The organism is Streptomyces alkaliphilus (assembly GCF_014141535.1).
GTDB lineage: Bacteria > Actinomycetota > Actinomycetes > Streptomycetales > Streptomycetaceae > Streptomyces > Streptomyces alkaliphilus.
Map to the genome: position 1 here is coordinate 1 of NZ_VKHT01000270.1, position 5,665 is coordinate 5,665.

The 5,665-nt window shown below is 75.6% G+C and carries 6 protein-coding genes; 4 read left to right on the top strand and 2 right to left on the bottom strand.

Translation table 11 applies throughout. The annotated features are described in order from the left end of the window. Nucleotides 1-59: 59 nt before the first annotated feature. A complete protein-coding gene (locus tag FNQ90_RS10885) occupies nt 60-293 on the bottom strand; it encodes an Lrp/AsnC family transcriptional regulator (protein ID WP_182606187.1) in 234 nt (77 codons plus the stop codon). Between the two features lie 131 nt (nt 294-424). Between FNQ90_RS10885 and FNQ90_RS10890 the strand changes: the two genes are divergently transcribed. Further along, nucleotides 425-1,396 carry a thiamine-phosphate kinase gene (locus tag FNQ90_RS10890; RefSeq protein WP_143620627.1) on the top strand — a complete coding sequence of 324 codons (972 nt, stop codon included), beginning with the start codon at nt 425-427 and terminating at the stop codon, nt 1,394-1,396. 77 nt (nt 1,397-1,473) lie between these two features. Next, nucleotides 1,474-2,265 (top strand): bifunctional hydroxymethylpyrimidine kinase/phosphomethylpyrimidine kinase, encoded by a 792-nt coding sequence (gene thiD, locus FNQ90_RS10895; RefSeq protein ID WP_323379878.1) that lies wholly within the window; start codon nt 1,474-1,476, stop codon nt 2,263-2,265. A gap of 228 nt (nt 2,266-2,493) precedes the next feature. On the opposite strand, the gene rpmB is transcribed toward thiD, so the two are convergent. After that, entirely contained in the window at nt 2,494-2,679 is a 186-nt protein-coding gene (gene rpmB / locus FNQ90_RS10900; protein ID WP_129842680.1) for a 50S ribosomal protein L28, read from the bottom strand. Between the two features lie 342 nt (nt 2,680-3,021). Here rpmB and FNQ90_RS10905 point away from each other — a divergent pair, with 342 nt between their 5' ends. Further along, on the top strand, nt 3,022-4,713 hold the full coding sequence (locus tag FNQ90_RS10905; RefSeq protein WP_182606189.1) for a DAK2 domain-containing protein: 1,692 nt from the start codon (nt 3,022-3,024) through the stop codon (nt 4,711-4,713). 127 nt (nt 4,714-4,840) lie between these two features. Then, nucleotides 4,841-5,665: OB-fold nucleic acid binding domain-containing protein (locus tag FNQ90_RS10910; protein WP_407699340.1), on the top strand; the 825-nt coding region annotated here is incomplete at its 3' end.

The window sequence follows — 5,665 nt, forward strand, 5'->3', positions numbered from 1 at the left end:
GAGCGGGGCCACGACCCCCGGCGGGGCGAGGGGGGACCCGGCCTCCGTGTCGCCCCCTCTCACAGATGGACGACGGGGCAGGTCAGTGTCCGCGTGATCCCCGGTACCCGCTGCACCTCGGCGACCACCAGGCGGCCCAGCTCGTCCACGGAGTCCGCCTCGGCTCGTGCGATCACGTCGTACGGACCGGTGACGTCCTCCGCGCGGACGACACCGGGCAGCTCGGAGATCACGTCGGCCACGGTGGACGCCTTGCCCACCTCGGTCTGAATCAGGATGTACGCCTGTACCACGGGTCCTCCAGGGCGGCTTCGAGGATCGGGGCGCTACCGTAGCGCGTCATGACCTGCGGCAGGGAGTTGTCGGGGCCGCCGGGCACCACAGGTTGACCCGATGGCCGGAGACGAGACATGAGGAGAGCGGAGTGAAGGGCACCGTGGGCGAGCTGGGCGAGTTCGGGTTGATCCGGGAGCTCACCGCCCGGATCAGCGACGCACCCGCCGTGCGGCTGGGCCCGGGAGACGACGCCGCGGTGGTCGCGGCGCCGGATCGGCGCGTCGTCGCCACCACCGACATCCTGGTGGAGGGCCGGCACTTCCGCCGCGACTGGTCCACCGCCTACGACGTCGGCCGCAAGGCCGCCGCGCAGAACCTGGCCGACGTGGCCGCCATGGGGGCCTCCCCGACCGCACTGCTGCTCGGCCTGGTGGTTCCCGCGGAACTCTCGGCCACCTGGCCGCTGGAGCTGATGGACGGCATCCGGGACGAGTGCCGCGCCGCCGGTGCCGGGGTGGCGGGCGGCGACGTGGTCCGGGGCGCGACGATCACCGTCTCGATCACCGCGCTGGGGGACCTGCGCCACCGCGAGCCGGTCACCCGTTCCGGGGCCCGACCCGGGGACGTGGTCGCGGTCAACGGCTGGCTGGGCTGGTCCGCGGCCGGGTACGCCGTCCTGGCGCGCGGGTTCCGCTCCCCGCGTGCCTTCGTGGAGGCCCACCGCCGTCCCGAACCGCCCTACGCGGCGGGCCCCCTGGCCGCGGAGCTCGGTGCCACCTCGATGACCGACGTCAGTGACGGCCTGCTGGCCGACCTGGGGCACATCGCCCGGGCCAGCCACGTGCGCATCAACCTGCGCTCGGCGGCGTTGGACGTGCCCGCGCAGATGTCCGACATCGGCAACGCCGTCGGCGTGGACCCCCTGGAGTGGGTGCTCACCGGCGGCGAGGACCACGCCATCGTGGCCACCTTCCCACCGCACACCAAGCTGCCCGCCCGGTGGCGGCGCATCGGCGAGGTCCTGCCCCCCACCGCGCCGCCGGCCGTGACGGTGGACGACGCGCTCTGGGACCGTGCCGGGGGATGGGACCACTTCAACACCCCCGAGGAGGCACTGTGAGCGAGCCCCGCACCGGCCCCGATCCGGCGAACGGCCCCGCCGCGTCCCCCGCGGTCGCGGCGGGAGCCCCGCCGACCGTGCTCACCGTCGCCGGCTCCGACTCCGGTGGCGGTGCCGGCATCCAGGCGGACCTGAAGACCATGCTCGCCCTGGGCACCCACGGGATGAGCGTGCTCACCGCCGTCACGGCCCAGAACTCCCTGGGCGTGCGGGGGGCCTGGCCATTGCCCCCCGAGGCGGTCGTCGAGCAGTTCCGGGCCGTGGTCGACGACATCGGGGTGCGGGCGATCAAGACCGGGATGCTCGCCGACGCGACGCTCGTGGAGACCGTCGCCGGACTGCTGGGGACCGTGGACGCGCCGGTGGTCGTGGATCCGGTGGGCGTCTCCAAACACGGTGATTCCCTGCTGGACCCGGGGGCCCTGGAGGTCGTGCGCACCCTGCTGCTCCCCGAGGCCCTGGTGGCCACGCCCAACCTCGACGAGGTGGCGCAACTGACCGGCATCCGGGTGGAGCGCGAGGAGGACATGCGGCGGGCGGCCGACGCCGTCCTGGCGCTGGGCTCCCGCTGGGCACTGATCAAGGGCGGGCACCTGAGAGGGGACGCCGTGGACCTGTTGACCGACGGCACCACCGAGTACCGGTTGCGCGCCCCCCGACTGGACAACCGGCACACCCACGGCACCGGCTGCACGCTCGCCGCCGCGCTCGCCGCGCACCTCGCCCGCGGGACGGACGTGCCCGGTGCCGTCAGGGCGGCCAAGGAGTACGTCACGGCCGCGATCGCGGCCGGCTTCCCGCTGGGCGGGGGGATCGGTCCGGTGCGCCACGGCCACGGCATCCCCCCGGTCGGGGGACCGGTCGACTGAGCCCGTGGCCCCGCGGCGGTCAGGGGCCGCCGGAGCGGGCGGGAGCGAACCTTCCGTCCGCTCCCGCCCGGGGCCCCGGCCCGGCGTCCCCCGCGCACCCGCTCCGGGCACGCCGAAGAGCCGACCCGTCACGGGGACGGATCGGCTCGGTGGCCTTACCGGGACGGTCCGTCCCGGGGCCGACGGCGGTCGGCACGCCCGTGGTCACCCACGGGCGGCGTCATCCGCTCAGCGGGTGACCTTGCCGGCCTTGATGCACGAGGTGCAGGCGTTCAGCCGCTTCGGCGTACCGTTCACCACGGCCCGCACGCGCTGGATGTTGGGGTTCCAACGGCGGGGGGTGCGGCGGTGCGAGTGGGAGATGCTGTTGCCGAAGCCCGGCCCCTTGCCGCAGACGTCGCAGTTGGCAGCCACGGGTCACTCCAAAGACGGGTCACCCCGGAAGAACGGGGAGACGGGTACGTACGCTGGGACCCGGCCCTGCGGCACCGGATACGTCCGGGGGCCTCGGCCGGGGATTGACGCCCGACACCCCGGGAGCGGACTCACGCGACGGTATCGGGCAACCGGAGCAGCATACCCCGCGCCCTCCCGCCGGGCGAAATCGGCCTGTCCGGTCGCCCCACCGGGCCCCGTCCCGCCCTCCGGCCGCATAGGCTGCGACGGTCGGTTCCCGGGTACGCGCTCCCCGGGGCCCCGGTCGGGATCCCGGGTCGGATACCGATCGTCCCCCGAGCCGCCGAGGAGGGATCGCCCGTGACGCGCCCGTTGGACGCCGGGACGGTGCGCCGCTGGTGCCGCCTTTCGCTGGACGCCCTGGGGCGCGCCCGGGAGGACATCGACGCGATCAACGTCTATCCGGTGGCCGATGGCGACACGGGCACCAACCTCTACCTGACGATGGAGTCGGCGGCCCGGGCCGTGGAGGCCGCCGGAGCGGGTGACCCCGACGTGGCGGAGACCCTGCGCGCGATGGCCCACGGCGCGCTGATCGGGGCGCGCGGCAACTCCGGAACCATCCTCGCCCAACTGCTGCGCGGCATGGCCGTGGAACTGGGCCCGGTGGGGGACGCCGTCACCGCCGGGGACCTGCGTCGTGCCCTGCGCACGGCCGCCGACTCCGCCTACCGAGCGGTGGCGCACCCGGTGGAGGGCACCATGCTGACCGTCGCCGCCGCCGCCGCCCGTGCGGCGGAGGCGGCCGCCGGCGGCGGCGCGGCCGAGACCGTGACGGCCGCCTGCGAGGGCGCCCGCGAGGCACTGGCCGGCACCCCCGACCGTCTCCCGGTGCTCGCCCGGGCCGGGGTGGTGGACGCCGGCGGCAGCGGACTGCTCACCGTTCTGGAGGCCCTGGACGTCGCCGTCTCCGGTGGCGCCCCGGTACAGGGACGGGGCACGCGCCACCGCCCGGTGGGTTCCGCGGGCGCGCACCCACCGCTGCGGCCCGGCGCCCGGCCCCTCCTCACCGACGCCGGTCCGGCCGGGGAACGTCCCGCCGCCTGCGCGCCCGCCGACACCGGCCCGGGACCCGCCTTCGAGGTGATCTACCTCCTGGACGCCGACGACGCCGTCGTGCCCGAACTGCGCGATCGTCTCGACCGGATGGGCGACTCCCTGGTCGTGGTGGGCGGCGACGGCCTGTGGCACCTCCACCTGCACACCGACGAACCGGGTGCCGCCGTGGAGGCCGGCATCCGGGTCGGTCGCCCGCACCGTATCCGCATCGCCCACCTCCCCTCGGCGGACACCGGGACGGCGCCCGCGGGGGAGACGGCCGCGGAGACCGGCCCCGCCAGGGCGGTCGTCGCGGTGCTCCCCGGTGACGGTCTCGCCGAACTGTGCCGGGAGGCCGGCGCGGTGCCGTTGACCGCCTCCGCCGACGAACCCCCCTCGGTCGGGGAACTGGCCGGGGCGCTCCGCGCGGCGGGCGCCCCGGAGGTGGTGCTGTTGCCCAACGACACGGCGCTGTGGCATCCGGCCGCCGCCGCCGCGCAGGAGGCCCGCCGGGCGGGAATCCGGGTCTCCGTCATCCCCACCCGCTCCCCGGTGCAGGGGCTCGCCGCGCTGGCGGTGCACGCCCCGGAGCGGCGTTTCGACGAGGACGTGGTGGCCATGACGTCCGCCGCCGGAGCCACCCGTTTCGGTGAGTTGGGCACCGCCGAAGCCGAGTCGTGGACCAGCGCGGGAGTGTGCCGGGCGGGTGCCGTGCTCGGACTGATCGACGGCGACGTGGTCGTGTTCGGCGACGATCACCTGCGGATCGCGGCCGAGGTGCTGGACCGGATGCTCTCCGGCGGCGGGGAACTGGTCACCCTGGTCACCGGGTCGGGTGTCCCCGGCGGGTTGGCCGACCGGCTGGAGGAGTACCTGCGCTCGCGGCACCCCGGGGTGGACACCGTCCGGTACGAGGGACGACAGGGCTCCCCGCTGCTGATCGGCGTGGAGTGAGCCGGGACCGGGCCCCGGGGTGCCGTGCCGCCGTCCGCGTGTTCCCCGGCGGTGGTGAACGGGGCCGTCGGGGGTCGCGCGGCCCCGGATCACCGGGGTTGTCGGTGGGATGGTGTGCAATGGGCGGGTGAGCGCCCCATCCGAGACCTCCAGCACCCCGCCGTCGTCCCGGTCCGCCGCCGATCCCCTGGCCGCCCCGCTCTCCCGGTCGGTGGGCGGGGCCACCGCCAAGGTGCTGGCCGCCCATCTCGACCTGCACACCGTCGGTGACCTCCTGCACCACTACCCGCGCCGTTACGCCGAGCGCGGCGAGCTCACCCGACTCTCCGATCTGCCCGTGGACGAGCACGTCACCGTCGTCGCCGAGGTCGCCGACGCGCGGGTGTTGACCTTCAACCGGGGCCGGGGACAGCGGCTGGAGGTGACCCTCACCGACGGCAGCGGCCGGCTCCGGCTGGTCTTCTTCGGCCGGGGCGCCCACCACCACAAGCGGGAGCTGCTGCCGGGGCGGCGCGGCCTGTTCGCCGGCAAGGTCTCCCTGTTCAACCGCCGGTTGCAACTGGCCCACCCTGCCTACCAACTGCTGGGTACCGCGGGGGAGGGCCCCGGCGGCGAGGCCGACGCGGTCGCCGCCTTCACGGCGCGGCTCATCCCGCTGTACCCGGCCTGTCGACAGATGGAGTCCTGGAAGATCGCCAAGGCCGTGGACACCGTGCTCGCCTCGCTGGAGGCCGACCGGTGGGCCGGGGTGGAGGACCCGCTCCCGCCCCGGCTGCGGGCCGACCACGACCTCCCGCCGCTGCCGGAGGCACTGCGCCGCGTCCACCGACCCTCCGGGCGGGCCGAGGTGGAGGCGGCCCGGCGGCGCCTGAAGTGGGACGAGGCGTTCGTGCTCCAGGTGGCACTGGCCCGGCGGCGGCACGCCGACGCCCGGCTGCCCGCCGTGCCCCGC